We start from the raw sequence: 18,352 nt of genomic DNA on the forward strand, positions 1-18,352 counted from the left end.
TCCACCGCCCTGGAGGAGCATGTCCCACCCCGCCCCCTACCTGGTGAGGCTGGCCGACGAGATCACCCGCCAGCTCGGCCAGCTCGCCGACCATCTCTCTCAGCTTCCCCCGCCCCAGGCCGCGCAGGTCATCGCCCGCATTCTCGACCCGGACGCCGGAGTCCTCGGTGGCGTCACCCGCCTCGTCGCCACCGGCAGCCACTTCGCCAAGGACCAGGCCGAGCAAGGCACTCTCCCTGCGGAGGTGTGGCTCGCTCTGGGCCGCGCCGCGAACGAACTACACGACATCACCCTCGACCTGGACGAACACCAAGGCACCCTTCAACGCGTCGGCACCCAGCCCGCCACCACTGCGGCGGCGAAGCCCCCGGCGCCCGCACCGCTCGTCGTGCGGCGGCGCCGGTGAAGAAGAAGCAGTGGCAGGGTTGGGGGCCGGGCGAGCAGGCCGAGCAGCACTACCTCGTCCAGCCCCGTGCCCTGGCCGGCGGGGGCGATGTCCGGCACGTCTCGGAGTTTTTGCGCGCCTCGGGCTGGCGAGACAAGTCCAAAACGGGGGGCCCGCTGCTCATGGAGAGCCCGGACCGCGCCGTCCGTGTCGCCTACGACCCCTACGTCCTGCCCGGTGGATGGACCATTCACGGCCGGGCAAACGGGGCGAACGCCGAGTGGTCTGCGCACTTGGGCCGGCAGACTCCGGTGGAGATCGTCGCCGGTCTGACCGACGCCCTCACTCGTCCCCGCTCCGCACACGCCCCCAACGCCTGGGCACCTCTGCAGGAGCAGAACTGGCACACGCGCTTCGAGGGCCAGGACTATACGGCGACCAGCCCCGACGGCACCGCATGGATGCAGTACCACCAGGGCGTCAACGGCTCGGCGATGTGGTGGACCGGAGCGCAGGACAAACAGGGCAACGGCTGGACTGCCCACTTCACGCCGAACACACCGATGCACCTGGTCCAAGCCTTCTCAGCCGAACTCGCCGGCCCGGACCCCGTGATGCGCCCACGCGGACGCGTCCCCCACAGCGCCCAGATCCGTACCTGGTCGGTCTCCGTCAAGCCCTCTCAGCTCAGCGCGTGGCAACAGGCCCGGATCACCGCTGCCCGCGCCGCTACCTGGGCTCGCAACACCGCCGGAAGCACCCGGCCACGCACCACCGCCCGTCCCTACACCCCGGCCGGCGGCGCCCGGACCCGCCGCTGACCTCCGTCCCCGTCTCAAGGAGCCCGATGCCCGCCCCCACCCCGGAATCCCTGCGCACCCTGACCGAAACGCTGTCGGACGTCACCGAGTACCTGCGCGAGAGCCCCGACCCCGCCGAAGCCCTCGCCCTCGTCGAGCCGCTCCTCGACGAGTACACGGGCCTGCCCGTCCAGCTCGCCGACACCCTGCGTGCCCTCGCCCGTACCATCCAGGAGCACCAGCCCGTCCCCCGCACCGCGCACGTCGACCTCCTGATCGCCGAGCTGCGCTCCGCCGCCTGGGAGCAGACCGACCAGCACATCCTCCACTACGTCCTGGACGAGCTGCGCGCGCTGCACGACGACGCCGAGAGCGAGCAGGGGTGCAGCCGGTGCCGTTGAGCGAGCGCCAGCTCGACGCCTTCGCCGACAAGCACGCTGGGCAGATCCCCTTCGACACCAGCCCTCGTCACCTCGCCGGTCCGGGCGACGCCCGCCATGTCACCCATGGCCTGGCCGCGGCCGGATGGGCCACGGTCTCCGACCCGCTGAGCGCCGAGATCGTGATGGCCAGCCCCGATCACCGCTACCGCCTGCAGTTCGACCCGCAGTCTGCCACCTCCGTCTGGTGGCGGCTGCGGGCCGCCCCCGGCGGCAACGACCATGGCTGGTACGCCGAGTTCGGTGAACTCGTGCCAGCCGAGGTCCTCGCCGGCCTCACCGACGCCCTCATCGCACCATCCTCACCCCAGTCGAACCCCTGGCAGCCGGTGACCAGCGCAGGCTGGCAGCACGACGATGCCGGGACAGCGCTCTCTCCGGACTCGCTGTGCCGCATCGAACACCGCCCCATGAGTGAGTTCCATGAACGGCCGTCCTGGCACATCGAGGTCAGGACAAACAGCGACGAATCATTCCCGGGCCCGCGGATCTGGCACGCCTACCTCGACGAGCACGTTCCCGATCACCTGGTCGGCGCCTTCCTCGGTGCCCTGGCCGACCTCCGGCCCCTGCAGCGCGGCATGTTCGACCGCACCGCTCACCACCGAGCCGTCCAGGAGCCTAGTCCGATGCGCCCACAGCAGGTAGTCGACGCGCACACCGCCCGGGTGAAGACGATCCGAGCACAGGCCCGCGCCGGGCGCCGTCAGCAGACCGCCCCCGCGACAGCCCCGGCGCCCACCACCGCCGTCCAGCCGGCCGCCCGCCGTTGACCTCAAAGGATGCTTCCATCTCCCGCACCACGAACCACGGCCGCCGCACCTCACTGCGGCGCCTCAACCGCTACCTGCGCCACAGTGAACGGATCCTGGCGTCCTGGGACGCCTTCACCGAGTTCAACACTGACCTGGACGGCTGGCCCTTCGACGAGGACGCCTACGGCCGCCGGGCCGCCGTCCGTGACGCAGACACCGCCGCAGCGTTCGCCGGCATCCGCCCTGGCGCCCGCCAATTGCTGGCCACCGCCCGGTTCCAGCTCCAGCACCTGCCCGCACACCTCACGCGGGACAGCTGGCCCGGGCAACTGACCATCCTGGAGGAGGCACTGAGCCACCTCGACACCCTGGACGCACAGTGGCACCAGACCCGGGCCCAGCTCCCCGAGGGCGCCGGACCGGGCAGCGAAGCGTACGTCGACGCGCTGGACGAGCACCACGCAGAGTGCTGGAGCTATCTGGACGACTGGGCCTGCCACGGCCACATCATCCTCGACATCCAGGCCGCCGCACGCCGAGCACCGTCCCGGCCGAAGCACCCGCAGCTCCCCGCCCTGACATCCCGGCGCAGCGGACACGGCGCGAAGGGACGGTGACCATGCCCGACGGCCCCGCCAACGTCGACATCTCCTACATCGCCCCACGTCACCTGGCCGGCGGCGGCGATCCAGCCTGGATCACCGTCCCCCTCCACCGTGCCTGCGGCTGGAGCTACGGTCACGACCCCCTGATGCCCCGCGTCCTGCTTTCCAGCCCCGACCAGAAGGCCCTCCTGCGGCTGGAGCCCGACCCCGACGGACCGTGGTGGACTCTGCAGCACGCCCCCGCGCCGGACCGGCCCGCCTGGTTCGCCTGCTTCGATGCCCGCACCCCCGTCGAAATGATCGCTGCGTTCACCGATGCGCTGACCGACCCCACTGCCGGCCAGGCAGACAACTGGGATCCGCAGGAACCGCTTCTGACAGCGGGCTGGTCTCCGGCCTACAGCCACCACCGGCTCGCCTCACCCGACGGCACCGTCCGCGTCGAGGCCGACGAGACAACCGGAGCCTGGTGGGTCGACACCGCCCTCCGCGACTTCCGGACTCTCCTATGGCAAGCCCACTTCAGCGAGCACACCCCACCGCACCTGATCACCGCGTTCACCGCCGCGCTCACCGACCCCCGACCGGTGCCGCGCACCGCAGGCCCCTCCAGCCTCCCGACTCGCAACCCGGACCTCATCACCCTCTCTCCCCGGGAGGTACCCGCCAAGCAGGTCGCCGGCGCCCTGGAAGAACGCATCCGCTCCCTCGCCGCACGCCGATCCGGCCCGCCGGCGACGAGTACGCATCCTCCGCAACGGCCGCAGGCCGAGCGCCACCGCCTGCGCTGATCCCTCCGTCCCCGCCTGGAAGCACCTAGCCCTTGCCCCCTTCCTCCTCCAGCAGCAACACCGACGGATACGACCTCGTCCTGCGCCTCCTGCTCGGCGTGCTCGCCGTCGTCGTCCCCCTGTCCCACCTGGCCTGGCTGTGCGGCAACCTCACCGCCTCCCTCACCGGAGGCAGCTGGGCCCCCTACCAGCCGACCAACGCCTTGCTTCGCCCCGAGCAGGTCTGGCCCGAGGCCGGGGGGAACGCCCTGCTCATCGGGGCACGCATCGTTCCCGTTCTGCTCCTCCTGGCTCTCGGGGTGACGGTGGTCGCCCTGTGGCTCCGGCACAAGAACCGCGGCGGCGGCCGGAAGAAGATCACCGGCATGGCCAAGGCCAGGGACATCGAGCCCTTGATGGCCAAGGCGATCACCGACAAGGCCCGCTCGCTGCGTCCGAGCCTGAAAGACGCTAAGCACATCGAAGCCCGTGACACCGGCATCCTCCTGGGCAACTTGCAGAACACCCGCCACGAGGTGCGCATGGGCTACGAAGATGTGGCCGTCGCCATCATGGCGCCCCGCTCGGGCAAGACCACCTCGCTCGCCATCCCCTCGATGCTGGCCGCGCCCGGCCCCGTCCTCCTGACCTCGAACAAGGCCGCAGGCGACGCATTCACCGCCACATACGAGGCCCGCTCCCGCGTCGGGCAGGTGTGGTCGATGGACCCGCAGCAGATCGCGCACGCCGCACGCGAGATGTGGTGGAACCCCCTCGCCAGCGCGAAAACCCTGGACGGGGCGAACCGGCTCGCCGGACACTTCCTCGCTGCCTCGGTGGACGCCTCCCAGCAGGGCGACTTCTGGTCCAAGGCCGGCAGCAACATCCTGTCCCAACTGCTGCTGGCCGCAGCGCTCGACGAGCGGCCCATCACCGACATCATGCAGTGGCTCGCCTTCCCCGCCGACCGCACCCCGCTCGACATCCTCCGCGACCATGACTTCGCCGCTGTCGCAGCACAGCTCAAGGGCACCGTCGAGGGCCCCCCGGAGACGCGCGACGGCATCTACGAGACCGCCCGCCAGTACGCCGCCGCACTGTTGAACAACGAGATCGCCGCCTGGGTCACCCCGCAGAAGGACGTTCCCGAGTTCCGCCCCTCGGAGTTCGTCACCTCCACCGACACGCTGTTCCTGCTGAGCAAGGACGGCGGAGGCGGGGCCTCGGCACTGATCGCCGCGTGCGCGGACTCCATCATGCGCGCGGCCACCGCCCAGGCCGAACGCGCCGGCGGACGCCTGGACCCGCCCATGCTGGCGATCCTCGACGAGGCCGCCAACGTGTGCAAGATCAGCGACCTGCCGGACCTGTACTCCCACCTCGGCAGCCGCGGAATCATCCCGATCACCATCCTCCAGTCCTACCGCCAGGGTCAGAAGGTCTGGGGAGACGCGGGCATGGACGCCATGTGGTCCGCGTCGACCGTCAAGGTCATCGGCTCTGGTATCGATGACCCCGACTTCGCGGACAAGCTCAGTCGCTTGATCGGCGACCACGACGTGGAGACCACGTCCACCTCTCACTCGGAGTCCGGGAAGTCGACCTCGGTGAGCATGCGCCAGGAGCGGATCCTGCCCGCCGACGCGATCCGTGCCCTGCCCAAGGGCACCGCGCTGTGCTTCGCCACCGGCATGCGCGCCGCGATGCTCGACCTGCGGCCGTGGTACCGGGAGCCGGGAGCGGAGGAGTTGTCCGCGGCGTCCGCCCGCGCGTCGAAGGCGATCACCGCGCGCGCCGTCGCGAAGCACGCGCCGACCCAGTCCGACTTCAGGAAAGCCGTGTGAGCGACACCCCGCTGCACCTGGCACCGGTCCGCTCCCGTGAGGCGAAGGACTTCGTGCGGGCCTGGCACCGCCACCACCCGCCGCCCGCGGGACAGATCTTCGCGGTCGGCGCCGCCGACGAGACCGGCACGCTGCGCGCCGTGGCCATCGTCGGCCGGCCGGTGGCCCGTCACCTGGACGACGGCGCCACCCTCGAAGTCACCCGGACCGCGACCGACGGCGCCCGCAACGCCAACTCACTGCTCTACGGTGCCGCGTGGCGGGCGGCGAAAGCCCTCGGCTACAGGCGACTGGTCACCTACACGCAGGACGGCGAGAGCGGCGCATCACTGCGCGGCGCCGGGTGGCGCGTCATCGCCAGCCGGCCGCCCCGCGCCGGCTGACACACCCCGTCTCGCCCACGAGCCGGCCACGGCAACGACCATGTCACCCGCCTGCTGTGGGAAGCCCTCTGACCGGCTCCGTTCCTGCACATCAACGGACCAACCATCTTCACCTTGCCCCGTACCGCCCGCATCCTCCCGGAGTTGTCCTGCACACCGTCGACTTGACCGAACACACTCGCCTTCTCGGCGAGGTGGCCCCCGCCCTGGAGGAACTGTCCGCGGAGGCGGCACGCATCCGGGAAGGCGAGATCGCCAAGCCCGTCCGAGAGATCGCACCCCTCAGCCTGCGGGTGCACGAGCTGGCGATGCAGTGCACTCGGCAGGTTCACGACCTGTCGGTCAGCCAGTACCCCGCGATGAAAGACGGGGCCGACAACCTGGCACACCTCGCCGGCGCCTGCTCCCAGATCTCACTCGCCGCCACACTGTGCAACCTCGCCGTCCATCACCGCACCGAGATCCTGCTGTACGAGGACGCCGACTCCACCCCCGCGACCAGCCGTGATCAACTCCGCCGTGCCGGTGTGGAAATGCAGCGAGCGGCCACCACCTATCGCGCCGTGGCGCGAGGGCTCTCCCGCCGCCTCGCCTCATTCTCGGCACGCGCTGAGGACCGCCAGTTCATCGCCGAGGCCCAAGGGCCCAGCCTGCAGAAAGCGCCCTCCGCGCCGCCCGCGCCCGCTGCCCGGCGCCGCGTATGACGACACCGCCCGAGGGCCTCCTGTTCGACGCTGCCTCCCCGCCTTCACCGGCCACCCGCCACCGCTGACCTGCCGCGACAGCCCGCCCCCCGAGAAAGGCCCCTCCTGGCCACCACCGACTCCCTCCGACCCTCCTCGCCCAACCCCGATGCACGCTCGGCGTGTTCGTTCCCGCCGGACTGCATCCGGCTCCCACCGAGCGCCATCAGCCCGACCAGATCGCACGGGTCGGCGCCGAACTGACCGCTGCCCTGGCCCGCGCCGTGGAGAACCAACGCCGCCAAAGCCACGCCACATCATGCTGGGTCGTCTTGATCGGGCCTGCACCGCAGCAGTTCATCGAGTCGGCCGTCGGCCTCCTCGACCGCATCCTCGCCCTCTGCGACGCCGTATCCCGCGACCGGCCGGAATCCCCCTGCCACTGACGCGACAGCCGCGATTCGAGCGCGCCCTCCCTTTTCCCTACACCCAGGACAGACCATTTCAGATCAGCCCCGATTCCGCGCCCTCTCCCTTGGCGCGGGAGTTCAATCCAGCACACTTCTCGCCCTGTCAGCCGAGGGCATTATCCCCAGGGTCGACTACGCGATTTTCGCCGACACCGGATGGGAGCCCGAAGCGGTTTATGCGCACCTTGACCGCCTGGAAGAAGAGATAGCCGCGCCCGCCGGGATACCCGTACTCCGCGTGTCGGCCGGAAATATCCGCGACGACGCTTTGAACCCGAATCACCGGTTCGCCTCCATGCCGCTCCACATCCTCAATCAGGACGGGCGGCCCGGGATGACCCGCCGGCAGTGCACCGGGGAATATAAGGTCAAGCCGATCAAGAAGAAGGTTCGCGAACTACTCGGCTACCCCTATCCGGCCCGCATCCCGAAGGGCGTTTTCGTCGAGCAGTGGGTAGGAATATCCACGGATGAATTCCACCGCGCGAAGGATGCGGACGTCAAGTACATGCGCAACCGGCATCCTCTTCTGGACATGTCCTGGAGCAGGGCCGACTGCGTGCGCTACTTGACCTCTCTTGGTCTCGCAGATACACCGAAGTCGAGTTGCCTGGGGTGCCCGTTCCACGGGAATGCGCAGTGGCGGCACATCCGGGACACCTCTCCTTCTGAGTGGGCGGACGTCGTCGAATTCGACGCGGCCATCCGGCAGGGCAATGCCCGCGCCAACGCCTCGGGCAGCCGCCTGCTCGGTGAGGCTTTCCTGCACCGCTCCCGCGTCCCGCTCAGCGAAGCCCCCATCGATCACGTCACCGCCGCCGAGCGGGCCGCCCTGCGGATCAGCGCGGACGAGGCCGACGTCCTGGAGAAGGGGGTCGAGGACGGCTGCTCGCCCTGGGCGTGCCGCGGCGACGCCGACGCGTTGACGCAGAACGACTTCGGGCTGGCCACGTGATACTCGACCTCTTCGCGGGGCCGGGCGGCTGGAGCAGGGCGCTGCACGTCCTGGGCGTGCGCGACGTCGGGCTGGAATGGGACCCGTGGGCGTGCAAGACCCGTGCTGCGGCGGGTCAGTTGACCATCCGGTGCGACGTGGCGAGGTATCCGGCCTGGCCGTTCCTCGGCCGCACCCGCGGTGTGATCGCTTCGCCGCCGTGTCAGGCGTGGAGCATGGCCGGCAAGCGCCTCGGCCTGGTCGACCAGCCGCTGGTGCACGCGGCGGTCAAGGATCTGGCCGCCGGTCGCGATACCCGCGAGCGCCTCCTCGCCGCGTGCCGTGACGAGCGCTCCCTGCTCGCTGCCGAGCCGATGCGCTACCTGTACGCGCTGAACACGGTCGGTGAGCCCGACTGGGTCGCCATGGAGGAAGTACCGGACGTGCTGCCGTTGTGGAAGCAGTACGCGGCCGTCCTGCGGGGGTGGGGGTTTTCCGTCTGGTGCGGGATCCTCAATGCCGCTGACTTCGGCGTCCCACAGACCAGGAAGCGAGCGATCCTGCTGGCCTCCCGTGTCCGTACGGCGCAGCCGCCCACGCCCACGCACGCCCAGCTCGCCGAGCCGGAATCGCTGTTCGGTCCGGGCCGTGCCCGCTGGGTCAGCATGGCCGAAGCCCTGGGATGGGGAGCGACCGACCGGCCCGTCCCCACCGTCTGCGCAGGAGGTGGGCCCGGCGGCGGGCCCGAACCGTTCCCGTCGGGCTCCCGCAAGACGCTGTCCGACGCCAGGGAGCGCGGCACCTGGATGCCCCGGCCGGACGGAGTGGTCCTGCAGTCCCGCCGTGAAGGCGCCGGGTGGGCGGCCCGGCACGGCACCCGAGACAACCGTGCGGCCGACGCTCCGGCGCCCACGTTCACCGCCGAGGCCCACCGCTGGTCCTGGTCCCTACGCAGCAACAACCAGGCCAACGCCACCGTCCGGTCCATCCAGGAGCCGGCTGGCACGCTGTTCTTCGGGCACCGCGCCAACGAGTGCACCTGGGTCGCCGAACCCGCCACACCTCCAGCCGAAGAAGCCGATGCGCCGGCCGTTCCCGAGCCGATCCGGATCACCGCCCGTGAGGCGGGCCTTCTGCAGACCTTCCCCGCCGACTACCCCTGGGCCGGGAATAAGGGCCAGCAGTTCTCCCAGATCGGCAACGCCGTGCCCCCGCTGCTCGCCGGCCACCTCCTCGCCCCGCACCTTGGCCTCCCCCTCAATCCCGACGACTTCACCCTCGCCGCCTGATGCCCCACACCCCCGAACCCGATGAAGACGACCTCGACGCCGTCCCACCGCTCCAGCCGGTGTTCCACGTCGAGCAGGCCCTCCTAGGGGCCCTCCTCCTCGACCCGCACCGCCTGGACGACGTGAACGGCATCACCGCCGACTCCTTCTCCACCGCCGCGCACGCCGCCCTGTACGCCGCGATCAGCACCCTGCCGCAACCCGACCCCGCCGAGCACGCGAAGAACACCAAGTGGCTCGACCGCGTGCTCACCGCGGGCCGGGAGCAGGCGCGCGGTCTGACCGCCACCTACCTGCACACCCTCGTCCAGGTCTGCCCCTGGCCCAGCCACGCTCCCGCCTACGCCCGGATGGTCGAGGCCGAGCACGCCCGCCGCCGCCTGCTGACGGCCGCCGAACGCCTCGTCCACACCGTCCACGACGCCAGCCTCCCGCTCCCCGTCCAGACGGTGCTCGCCGAGGCCGACGCGCTCGCCGCGGTCGTGGACGACATCGCGAACCGCTTTCCCCCACGCTCCGGCGCCCTCCCCCGCACCCCGGCACCGCCCCCCGCCGCCCCTGACCACACCAAGGCGGTCGAGGAGGAGCAACTGCTGCTCGCCACCGCCACCGCCCGCCCTGACGACATCGACGCCGTGCGGTGGCTGGTCCCCGACGACCTCGCCCTGCCGCTGCACGCCGGCCTGTGGCAGTGCCTGACCACCCTCGCCCGCCGAGGCGAGCCCGTCGACCCCGTCACCGTCCTCTGGGAAGCCCAGCAGCGCGGCCTGCTGGACGGCGGCAGTGAACCAGGCGAGCTCTTGCGCATGCTGGCCGAACCGGCCGGATCCGTCGGGCACTGGGCCGAACGCGCCCTGCAGCGTTCCCTCCTGGCCACGGCTGAGCACACCGGACGGCGCATCGAGGCGTACGCCGGCGACCCGGCGAACACCCCCTTCCAGCTCGTCGTCGGCGCCCGCCGCGCCCTCGCTGACATCGCCGCCGTCCGCACCCGCTGGCAGAACGCCACCGGAGCCACCCCGCCACAGCAGCGGCGACCGGCGCCTGCCATCCGCGCCGGCCCGCCGACCGCCACGGCCGCACACGCCGCCCGATCCACACGAGCAACCCGATAACTCCCGAGTACACCGCCGGTGGCCGGACCCGAAGGCCCGGCCACCGGCAGAACAGCTGAGACCCCCACGTGACTCCCGCCATCGACGCCCATGTCCGCCTCGACACCCACCCCACTCACCCGAGCGCCGTGCAGGCCGTCCTGACCGGCACCCAGGCCCGCGTCGCCTCCATGGCTCTGGAGGCTGCCGGCTGGAGTGCCGCCGCCACAGGCGTCCTGGTCCTGGCTCGCATCGATCATGAGGAGCCCAACTGGGCCGCCGACGCCGCCCAGCACCTGACCGCTGAAGGCATCACCGTCGAGATCACCCCGCGCCTCCAGGAGGCCATCGATGAGGAATGGACCTGGCCGAACTACCCGATGCCCTGGTGCACCCGCAGCGAAATCCGCGAAGTCTCCAACCAGGCGCAGAAGATCCACGACGACATCCGCAACGGCCACCTCCTGATTCACGCCCACGCCCACGACGGCCACACCACCGTCGCGGTCGGCACATACCTCCACCAGGGCGGCAAGTCCGTCTACCTGCACGGCGAGGATCATCTGCGTCAGGTCGCCGACACCTTCGACTCACCCGCGGAGGCACTGGTGGCCTTCGAGAAGGTCCACGCGGCCGAGATGCGCCCCGGCCCGGCACCCCTGACCGACACCGAACGCGCCGCCATCGCAGCGCGTTCCGTCTTCGACGTCATCACAGCCAAGCCCGAACCGTCCCGCCCGGAGCCGGAGGCCGTCCCCGTCTACCTGGCCGATGCCGGTGACCACGACGCGCTCCTCGATAGCTTCCTCGACGCGCACGGCGAGTTCGAAAAGTGGCGTACCTGGTCCGATGAAACGACCCACGCCATCCACGAATCGCAGACCCTGCGCATCGAACGCGTCCACGAAACCCAAGCCCGCGAGACCGCCTGGACCGTGGCCGCCTACGAGACACCCGTCTCCGACCGCATGTGGCACCTCACCGCGACCGGCGCCACCCCCGCCCCCGTGCTGCAGAATCTGCTGAACCACCTCGCCGACGGCGACGGCTGGGACACGGTCATCGGCGTCCCGGCGGGCGAGAGGACAGTCACCACAGCCACGCAGCCGCTCACTGAGGCCGGGTGGAAGCACACCCTGACAGGGCACGGGATCCGGTGGACGTCCCCCGACGGACAGGCAGGCGTTCGGTTTGACCCACTGACCGCGCAGGCCCCCCAGAACCCAGCCACCTGGACCATCTGGGCTGGCCCTGACCCGGACCGGCCCAACTGGGCCATCACCGCGTCCCCGCACACCCCGAGTTCGCTGCTGGCCGACCTCTCCGAAGCTCTCGCCCACGAGACCGGCACGCGCCAGCCCCAGTCGGGCCGCGAGCACAGGACCCGCCTCGCGGCCAGTGCGCCAGCGGCTCCGGCAATCACGGCCAGCCGACCCGCCAGCCGTTCACGCTGATCCTCGGCCCGCACGAGCGGGGCAACATAGCGCGGGATCGCCGGTTGGCCAAACCGGCGATCCCGCGCACCATAGATAGTCCACCGCCACGCCCTGCCCGCACGTCGAGAGGCTCCTCCCACGACCGCAGACACCACACGTAGCGCAGCCCGTCACGAGGCCGGCAGCGTCGGGCGATCACGCCGCCGCGTAGCTTGCCCGGAACAGCTCCTGCGCCCGCTCCAGGTCCCTCGGCCTACGCAGCTGGACCTCCAGATCACCCGTGCCGTGGTGACCGAGACCGGACACGTCCCGAGTGAAGCCCGGAACAAGGTCGACGTCCTTCGGGTCGACCTTCAGGTAGACCAGCAGCTTGCTGCGCTGCGGCGGGCACAGGCAGGCGAAGTTCCGCAGCCGCTGATACGCCCGGTAGGTCTTGCGCTCCACCCGGTTCACGCCGTCCCCGAGCCCGAGCAGGACCTCGTCGACCGCACCCGCCAACTCGCGCAGCGCCGCGCCCTGGACATCAGTCGCCGCCCGGGCGACCGCCCCGCGCCGTGCCCGGCGGGCCACCTGCATGCCGCCGCTCACGGAGGCCACGGTCTCAAGCCCGAGCAGATCCCTGCCGAAAAGTCGGTAGCGAACCAGGTCGATCGACCTCCGGTGCTCGCGCACGGCATGCACGTCGTAGCGGGTGAAGTCGCCGGCGATGCAGATCAGGCGCGGTCCGCTCCACAGGACCTGGGACGCGGCCGTCACCCCGAGCCGGTCGCGAACCAGGTGCTCGAACTCCGCCCGGTGGTCCATCAGCCAGGCCAGGTAGAACAGGCCCTGATTTATGACGCCGGCGTCCGTGCCGCGCTTGTACTCGACGATGACCGGCGATCCGTTCTCGTCCAGCCCGAGCGAGTCGATCCGGCCCCCGTGGGCGGGTCCGGTGCTGTACTCGCTCGCCAGGAACCGGAGGCCCAGCAGCGTCTCCATGTGCGCCTCGACAAGGCCCTGTACATCGGCCTCGATCTCGGCAAGACGCGGCATGACCTCCGTCATGCCGCTATTCGTCGTGTCCGTGCGGAACAGTTTCAGGCCCGACACCTTCCCCTCATCGGCTCGAAGATCACCAACGCCGACGGGGTGCGGGATTGTTTCCGCGAGAGCCTTCGGGGGCGTGAAGATAATGTGAGACCCTACGTACTGCCCGATCAGGGAGCGCTCGCGTTCCCCCGTCACCGAGAATCCGTGATTCCCCCATGTGTCCCCCGCGACCCGGGGGAGAGCTCCCGGAAACCGCGTTTACGCAGGTCAGCCCCCGTAGCTCAGCGGATAGAGCAGGTGTCTTCTAAACGCCTGGCCGCAGGTTCGAGTCCTGCCGGGGCGCCTCAGACTCCGCCCTCCTTCGGGAGGGCGTTTTTGCTGACCAGAGGCCGATTATCGGACTCGGCGGAGCAGTTCTGCAAGCACGGGGCCCCCCTCGGGCGGAGTCGGTGAGTGTCCGGCTGGAGACGATTTCGTCCGGCCCTCGGCGGGTTTTCTTCCCGAAGTTTCGGTACAGTCTCTTGCCGTCGAACCGCTCACCCGCAACGCGGTCTGCGATCAGCCACCAGCATCACCCTCTGCCACGCAAAGTAGGGCCCTGACCGTTCGTGTCATCGCGTCCGGCCGAAGCTCGGATTACCAGACGTCGCCGCAGGTATCGGGGACACTGGAGCGCATGTTCTTCGGGGATGTAGTAGTCGACCCATCGTGGACCTTCGAGTTGGCAGAGGCCCTCCGTGACCGCTGGTACGAGGAGGACGAACAGGATCTGACCTTCCCGGCGGCATTGGATCAGCTCGAATCGTGGCTCAACGACTCCCGTGATTTCGAGAGGCGGCACCGGTTCTACTGGCAGGCCGCCATGGCCGACTTCGACTTCGGGGTCAACCGTCTGGGGCCCGGATACCGACAGGGTCTGGACATCCACCTGCAAGCCTTCCGTTCTGCGATGGCTGGCCTGCCTGCACCCGGGGCCCAAGGGCAGGTGGCGCAGGCACAACAGCTCGTGCGCGCCCTTTCCCAGGAGGCGTGTTCGGACAGCCATCTGATTCATGCCTGGCAGGACATCGTCTCCGCGGTCAGGGACTGCCAGCGCTACGACGACATCAGGGCGCGTACTGTCCTGCTTCGCGCCCTCCTGCAGCGTTCGGAGCGTCGCTCCACAGAGGTGATGCGCTCCCTCTCAGGTGTCTTGCTCGACCGTCTTGTAGACGTGCAGATGGCTCGGCTGAATCTGGGAGACATCGAGGACCTGGGCACGCTGTCGCATCAAAACGTCACGTCAGCAGCCGGGCTGTCCGAAGAATCCCGTCTCACTCTGTGCGATCGATTGCTAACAACTCCTCCGCGTCACGCCCATCACGTGGTGTGGCACGCCTTCGCCAAGGCCCGGATCGCGGGCATGGTCCAGACGTTCGGCCCCATTACCTTGTACAACCGCGACTGGTTTCATGGAAACGCGGCCGAGGACGGCCCGTTCCGGGACCAACTACCCTGCGAGGTGAGCGGGGCCGATTCCTTCTTCCCCACGGACTCGCTCCCCGACGGACCACACGTGGTTCTCGCGCGGGTGGATCTCGGCGTAGGGGCACAGGCAGATGCTCCGGCCGTCTCGCGCCTTCAGGTGCAATCCATGATCTTGGCCGCGACGTTCCCTGAAGACTTTCGAGGCTGGGAAATGTACGAGGGGCACATCCATGCCGTCGACGGCACCTGGAGTGGCAATGAGGCGTTCCGCTTGTCCGACGAGGATTTCGCGATGCCGTACCTTCAAATGGATGCCACAGCAAAGCGCTTGAACCGCATGGCCCCGCGCATCGCACCGCACCTTACCGGAGCAAGCTCGGACCTGTCCGATGTCATTGACGCGGTGGGCTGGTGGAAAGCCTCCAGTGCGCAACCTTCACTGCCGGCTGTCGTCCTGGACGTGAGGATTCTCGAGTTGCTCGCTACCAGAGTCTCGGGCGAGGAGTGGTACGTGTACTTGGACAACTTCCACAAGCAAGCCTGGATCCGGCATCAAGTCATCCACGCGCTGGTACGGGTGGGCCTACACTCACGCGACGATCTGGCGCACTTCACGCCGGACGTCCGTCAAGCCGCCGAGGCCCTGCATAGGGAAATGGTGCAGAACGAGGGGATGAGCTTCCGCACAGACGTACGCCGGGTCATCTCTACACTGCCTGACCTCATGTCGATCTACCCCACGCACAGCAAGCAGCGCCGGCGTGCCGAGAACATGGCCACCCGGGTAGCAGGACACGAGGGCATGCGCAACTGGTACGAGGAGCTCGATGACCGCTGGTCGCGCGCCCTCAATCGTCTGCGATCGGTGCGCAATTCACTCGCTCACGGCGGTCCCGTCACACCGGGGGCCGCTGCGTCGGTAGCACCACTCGCCCACTTCCTGGCGGGCACCGGCCTGATGGACAGCCTCAGTTCGCTCCTCGAAGGCGAGTCTCAGGCAATAGCGCACGCCAAGAGGCGAGACAGCGCCGAAACCTGGGCCTCACGATGGCTCTCCGGCGTTTCTGCAAGCGAGGCGTTCGAAGCAGAGTAGCGACACCCGCCGGTTCAGCGGTCACCGGCGCAGGATCGCCTCGTTGCAGCGCCCCAAACGATGGCAAATCGCATACAGGTTGAAGGAGGGCTGGATATCAGACCATCCTTGCCGTCATGGATCTCGTCCCTGCCTCCTTCGGTGTGCCCGCGATGGGCGACTACGCCTACGCCTGGGCCTCGGTTGATGTGGAGACTTCGGGCCTCATGGCCCGACGAGATCGTGTGCTGTCCGTCGCGGTGATCACGATCGGTCCGGACGGCAAGCAGACCGGGGAGTTCTCGACCCTGCTCAATCCGGGCTGCGATCCGGGACCAGTGGAGGTGCACGGGCTGACCGTCGAGCGACTGCGAGGTGCGCGGACGTTCGACCAGGTCGCCGGGCGGATCGGAGCGATGCTTCAGCCTGGATCCACCGCGTAGAAGTCGATGAGGAGATTTTGGGGCTTCTCGTGGTGGATTTCGGCTGGTGGGCGGGGGTGGGTGCCGGGCGGCCGTCCGGGGCGGGGTCTCCAAAATCCTTCGTGGTCGTGGGCGGACAGGTGGCCCATCTGTTGAGTCTTCAGCCGGTGACCGACAGCTGTCCACAGGCTCTCCAAGGCGTCCTGCCAGGGCCAGTGTTCAGGGAAGTGCCAGGTCAGCGTGTGGGAGTTCTTTGCCAACCGGGCTGGAACGTGCAGGAGCTGGCGGCGTATGGTGCCGGTCCTGGCGCGGGCGTGGAAGGCGGAGGCCAGGGTGCCGAGCGCGCGGGTGAGGTTGTGCGCGAGGGCGGCCAGGGTGAGCCAGGCGGCGTTCGCGGTGAATTTGCCCGAGGGCAGGTGTCCAAGCGCGGAGTCCTCCAGGTCGGCGAAGACCTGCTCCACGATCGCGTGCCGGCGGTGGTCGGCTTCGGCCTCGACCAGCGGCAGGCGGTTGTCGGTGAATACCGCGTGGAAGTGCCAGGTGGCGAATAACTCGCCCTGCCCGTCCGGGACCGAGGCCGGGTTGAGGCGTTTGACGCGGCGGACCAGGAGCCGGGCGGTGGTCTGGTACTTCTTGGCCTTGCCGGTGAACGCCGTGTATTCGATCTCGGCGACCTCGGCATCGGAGATCCAGCGTTCCTCGTCGCGGTCGTGGATGGCCTTGGGGTACTTGATCGGCGTCCATGCATCGTCGGGGATCGTGGTGATGGTCTCGCGGATCTTCTTGCGCTGGGCGACCGTCAGGGAGAAGCGGGCCGCGGCCCGGCGGCAGGCGGCGACGACCTTGTGGGAGAAGAACGCAGAGTCGGCCCGCACCACGATCATCCCCGAAGCGCCCATCGCCGTGCCCGCCCCGTTCGCGGCGCCGGTGAGCTTCACCTTCTCGGCGGCCAGGTCGGGCAGGCCGCATCGCTCGGCCAGCCGCACCGCCGGAGCGAGCCCGCTGTACGCGAGCAGATTCGGATCATCGAACGCCGCGAACGTCGCCGCGGCCGTATGGAAGAATTTCATGCGAGAGGTGCTCTGCCGATCATGCGGGATGGAAGCGTAGGAACTCCCATCGTCGCAGGTCAGCGAGCACCTCTTCTGGATTCCTCATCCACAGGATGACCGTCACGCGGTGAATCCAGGCTGAAACGCGTGGGCGGCTGCATTCCCGCGCGAGTCTGACAACCGAGGGATCTGAAACTTACGCGGAAGCGACAGCAGCGGACGACACGTAGGTGCCGCCTTCTCCACCACCAGCAGCAGCGACAATCCCCTTACTAGCGCTCGGGGCGCCACGAATCAACGGCCGCTGGGTCCAGGCCGAGGGAACATAGCAGCGAAACGCCGGTTAGCCAAACCGGCAGCTCTGCAGACAATTGAGGTCTACCGCGCACACGTGGCCTGCGCACTGCATACCCGGCACAAAACGCCACCCGCCGAGACGAAAGAAGTCGATGCACATACAAGAGAGCGAGCCTGTGAGCGCCCAATACAGTCCCGCGCACATTCGTGCCACATGGAACGGAACAGGGAGCGTGGAGGAAGCCGCAAGGGCGCTTGGGTTTTCGCGCGCGAAGGGGTACGAGCTGATCCGCAGGGGGCGGTTCCCTTGCCGCGTGCTTCGCATTGGACGAAGCTCGCGCGTCGTTACGGCGTCCCTGCTCCGCGTACTCGAAAGCGGGGAGCCGGAGTACAACGATGCCCGTACCTGATGCCATCGGCGCCGAGTCAGTGGCGGCGAGCCCCACTAAACACTCTGCGGGGCGTCGCCGACTCACTGACGTTCCTAACATGCGGGCGCCGCGACCACGGCGGGTGGGCCACCCGTTGAGCAAAAGAGGGCCATGGAGCGGGAGCGGTAAACGACCTGAGGGATCAGGCTCCAATGAGTGCTCCGGGCCGCTGCAAGGTCCCCCTCCAGTTGTCGGAGGCGGGTGGTCACTCATAGCTGGCGGAATTCCGAGTCCGTCGCCCGGCAGAAGATCTGATCTTCCGGCCCACCTCGCGTACCGGGATCGCCCGCTTACCCACGTGTTCAGGCCAAGATGTCCGCCGTACGTTTTAGGACGGTCATGCCTGCGCAGCCTTCAGCGCAGCACCAGTGAGCGCTATTCGCTGCACCCGGGGGGATGCCACCGTGCCGACTGAGCCAACCGAAACAGCGTGGAAGATCCAGTTGGCCGTCGCTGATGCAACGGCCAAGGCGGATTCGAAAGCCGCGCTCGCCTTGACCCTGCCTCGATCATTCACGTGCGCGCGCCGGCCTGATGGGGTTCGGTGGGGTGTCCGCTTAAAGCTGGTTTGAGCTTCGATGGTTCGGGGCGTGGGCAGGGTGGTTGATCCCGGTATCGCTCGGGCGGGCGTCGGCCTCCACTTGCCGTGGTGTTGCGGGTCTCCTCCTTCCGGGGTGTCGGGGCGGTGGTG

At 69.0% G+C, this 18,352-nt stretch carries 17 protein-coding genes, 1 tRNA gene and 2 pseudogenes; 18 read left to right on the forward strand and 2 right to left on the reverse strand.

Annotated features, from left to right (window positions below; all coding sequences use genetic code 11):
- Positions 1 to 19: 19 nt before the first annotated feature.
- The 14 genes from HUV60_RS04750 (at position 20) to HUV60_RS04815 (ending at position 11,906) form a co-directional block, all read left to right on the forward strand.
- The gene (locus HUV60_RS04750) at positions 20 to 406 is read left to right on the forward strand and encodes a hypothetical protein (RefSeq protein WP_030421307.1); all 387 of its coding nucleotides are present in this window, start codon (positions 20 to 22) and stop codon (positions 404 to 406) included.
- Positions 403 to 1,206 (forward strand): DUF317 domain-containing protein, encoded by an 804-nt coding sequence (locus tag HUV60_RS04755; protein ID WP_257852091.1) that lies wholly within the window; start codon positions 403 to 405, stop codon positions 1,204 to 1,206. The genes HUV60_RS04750 and HUV60_RS04755 overlap by 4 nt, the downstream gene beginning before the upstream one ends.
- Before the next feature lie 26 nt (positions 1,207 to 1,232).
- Complete coding sequence (locus tag HUV60_RS04760; RefSeq protein WP_257852090.1) at positions 1,233 to 1,586, forward strand: hypothetical protein; 354 nt, start codon at positions 1,233 to 1,235, stop codon at positions 1,584 to 1,586.
- On the forward strand, positions 1,577 to 2,398 hold the full coding sequence (locus HUV60_RS04765; RefSeq protein ID WP_257852089.1) for a DUF317 domain-containing protein: 822 nt from the start codon (positions 1,577 to 1,579) through the stop codon (positions 2,396 to 2,398). The genes HUV60_RS04760 and HUV60_RS04765 overlap by 10 nt, the downstream gene beginning before the upstream one ends.
- The gene (locus HUV60_RS04770) at positions 2,395 to 2,997 is read left to right on the forward strand and encodes a hypothetical protein (protein WP_257852088.1); all 603 of its coding nucleotides are present in this window, start codon (positions 2,395 to 2,397) and stop codon (positions 2,995 to 2,997) included. Before HUV60_RS04765 ends, HUV60_RS04770 begins: the two co-directional genes overlap by 4 nt.
- Positions 2,998 to 2,999: 2 nt before the next feature.
- Entirely contained in the window at positions 3,000 to 3,776 is a 777-nt protein-coding gene (locus HUV60_RS04775; RefSeq protein ID WP_257852087.1) for a DUF317 domain-containing protein, read from the forward strand.
- A gap of 32 nt (positions 3,777 to 3,808) precedes the next feature.
- Entirely contained in the window at positions 3,809 to 5,599 is a 1,791-nt protein-coding gene (locus HUV60_RS04780) for a type IV secretory system conjugative DNA transfer family protein (protein WP_257852085.1), read from the forward strand.
- Entirely contained in the window at positions 5,596 to 5,982 is a 387-nt protein-coding gene (locus HUV60_RS04785; protein ID WP_257852084.1) for an XF1762 family protein, read from the forward strand. Before HUV60_RS04780 ends, HUV60_RS04785 begins: the two co-directional genes overlap by 4 nt.
- Before the next feature lie 164 nt (positions 5,983 to 6,146).
- The gene (locus HUV60_RS04790) at positions 6,147 to 6,686 is read left to right on the forward strand and encodes a hypothetical protein (RefSeq protein WP_257852083.1); all 540 of its coding nucleotides are present in this window, start codon (positions 6,147 to 6,149) and stop codon (positions 6,684 to 6,686) included.
- Positions 6,687 to 6,847: 161 nt separating this feature from the next.
- The gene (locus HUV60_RS04795; RefSeq protein WP_137209266.1) at positions 6,848 to 7,111 is read left to right on the forward strand and encodes a hypothetical protein; all 264 of its coding nucleotides are present in this window, start codon (positions 6,848 to 6,850) and stop codon (positions 7,109 to 7,111) included.
- Between the two features lie 55 nt (positions 7,112 to 7,166).
- A complete protein-coding gene (locus tag HUV60_RS04800; RefSeq protein ID WP_257853121.1) occupies positions 7,167 to 8,090 on the forward strand; it encodes a hypothetical protein in 924 nt (307 codons plus the stop codon).
- Positions 8,087 to 9,358 (forward strand): DNA cytosine methyltransferase, encoded by a 1,272-nt coding sequence (locus HUV60_RS04805; RefSeq protein WP_257852082.1) that lies wholly within the window; start codon positions 8,087 to 8,089, stop codon positions 9,356 to 9,358. Before HUV60_RS04800 ends, HUV60_RS04805 begins: the two co-directional genes overlap by 4 nt.
- Positions 9,358 to 10,473 carry a DnaB-like helicase N-terminal domain-containing protein gene (locus HUV60_RS04810; protein ID WP_257852080.1) on the forward strand — a complete coding sequence of 372 codons (1,116 nt, stop codon included), beginning with the start codon at positions 9,358 to 9,360 and terminating at the stop codon, positions 10,471 to 10,473. Before HUV60_RS04805 ends, HUV60_RS04810 begins: the two co-directional genes overlap by 1 nt.
- A gap of 68 nt (positions 10,474 to 10,541) precedes the next feature.
- The gene (locus tag HUV60_RS04815) at positions 10,542 to 11,906 is read left to right on the forward strand and encodes a DUF317 domain-containing protein (protein ID WP_257852079.1); all 1,365 of its coding nucleotides are present in this window, start codon (positions 10,542 to 10,544) and stop codon (positions 11,904 to 11,906) included.
- Positions 11,907 to 12,083: 177 nt separating this feature from the next.
- On the opposite strand, the gene HUV60_RS04820 is transcribed toward HUV60_RS04815, so the two are convergent.
- A complete protein-coding gene (locus HUV60_RS04820; RefSeq protein WP_257852078.1) occupies positions 12,084 to 12,980 on the reverse strand; it encodes a DUF5655 domain-containing protein in 897 nt (298 codons plus the stop codon).
- A gap of 210 nt (positions 12,981 to 13,190) precedes the next feature.
- On the opposite strand from HUV60_RS04820, the gene HUV60_RS04825 reads away from it, so the two are divergent.
- The 3 genes and pseudogenes from HUV60_RS04825 to HUV60_RS04835 all read left to right on the forward strand — a co-directional run.
- Positions 13,191 to 13,264: transfer RNA gene (locus HUV60_RS04825), tRNA-Arg, on the forward strand.
- Positions 13,265 to 13,596: 332 nt separating this feature from the next.
- The gene (locus HUV60_RS04830) at positions 13,597 to 15,480 is read left to right on the forward strand and encodes a hypothetical protein (RefSeq protein WP_257852076.1); all 1,884 of its coding nucleotides are present in this window, start codon (positions 13,597 to 13,599) and stop codon (positions 15,478 to 15,480) included.
- Between the two features lie 116 nt (positions 15,481 to 15,596).
- A pseudogene (locus HUV60_RS04835) lies at positions 15,597 to 15,884 on the forward strand (exonuclease domain-containing protein); the annotation flags it as partial.
- A 152-nt stretch (positions 15,885 to 16,036) separates the two neighbouring features.
- On the opposite strand, the pseudogene HUV60_RS04840 reads toward HUV60_RS04835, so the two are convergent.
- Positions 16,037 to 16,786: pseudogene (locus tag HUV60_RS04840) on the reverse strand (transposase); the annotation flags it as partial.
- 596 nt (positions 16,787 to 17,382) lie between these two features.
- Here HUV60_RS04840 and HUV60_RS04845 point away from each other — a divergent pair.
- Positions 17,383 to 17,640, forward strand: coding sequence for a helix-turn-helix transcriptional regulator (locus HUV60_RS04845; protein WP_331461972.1), 258 nt, complete (start codon positions 17,383 to 17,385; stop codon positions 17,638 to 17,640).
- The last annotated feature ends 712 nt before the right edge of the window (positions 17,641 to 18,352 follow it).

The organism is Streptomyces sp. KMM 9044, assembly GCF_024701375.2.
Classification (GTDB): Bacteria; Actinomycetota; Actinomycetes; order Streptomycetales; family Streptomycetaceae; genus Streptomyces.

Coding starts and splice junctions, on each gene's coding strand:
- HUV60_RS04750 (WP_030421307.1), top strand. CDS start 20: ATGTCCCACCCCGCCCCCTACCTGGTGAGGCTGGCCGACGAGATCACC.
- HUV60_RS04760 (WP_257852090.1), top strand. CDS start 1,233: ATGCCCGCCCCCACCCCGGAATCCCTGCGCACCCTGACCGAAACGCTG.
- HUV60_RS04775 (WP_257852087.1), top strand. CDS start 3,000: ATGCCCGACGGCCCCGCCAACGTCGACATCTCCTACATCGCCCCACGT.
- HUV60_RS04810 (WP_257852080.1), top strand. CDS start 9,358: ATGCCCCACACCCCCGAACCCGATGAAGACGACCTCGACGCCGTCCCA.
- HUV60_RS04830 (WP_257852076.1), top strand. CDS start 13,597: ATGTTCTTCGGGGATGTAGTAGTCGACCCATCGTGGACCTTCGAGTTG.
- HUV60_RS04845 (WP_331461972.1), top strand. CDS start 17,383: ATGCACATACAAGAGAGCGAGCCTGTGAGCGCCCAATACAGTCCCGCG.